The sequence below is a fragment of the Clostridium sp. AM42-4 genome (assembly GCF_003480105.1).
Classification (GTDB): Bacteria; Bacillota; Clostridia; order Lachnospirales; family Lachnospiraceae; genus Brotaphodocola.
In genome coordinates, this window is sequence record NZ_QUIK01000030.1 from 2,671 (window position 1) to 3,070 (window position 400).

The 400-nt window shown below is 52.5% G+C and carries 1 protein-coding gene; it reads right to left on the reverse strand.

Annotated elements, in window-relative coordinates; all coding sequences use genetic code 11:
• A partial coding sequence (locus DW922_RS18175; RefSeq protein ID WP_243032285.1) for a virulence-associated E family protein occupies window positions 1-400 on the reverse strand: 400 nt, incomplete at both ends.

A 400-nucleotide genomic window follows, 5' to 3' on the forward strand; every position in this document is an offset into this window, starting at 1 on the left:
GCGGTTGCCATCATTTCCGACATTTCGATAATCCAGTGACCTTGCAGCTTACGGTACACATTGTCATCGTCCAGCTTCCGCAAATCATCGGAGAACCACTCGTCCCGGACTGCCAGCAGACGGAAGAAGGTGGACTTTCCAGCCCCCTGACCGCCTACCAGACAAAGCATGATTTCAAACTTGCACCCCGGCTGAAAGGCTCGTGAGATTGCACCCAGCAGGAACAGCTTCAACGCTTCATAGGTGTAATCGTCTGCGTCAGCCCCCAGAAAGTGCCGCAGACAGAAACGGATTCGTTCTGTCCCGTCCCACACAAGGGCACTTAGGTAGTCCCGGATGGGATGGTACTTGTTTTCATTCGCCACAATCCCGATGGCATTATCAATCTTTTTCTCATTGG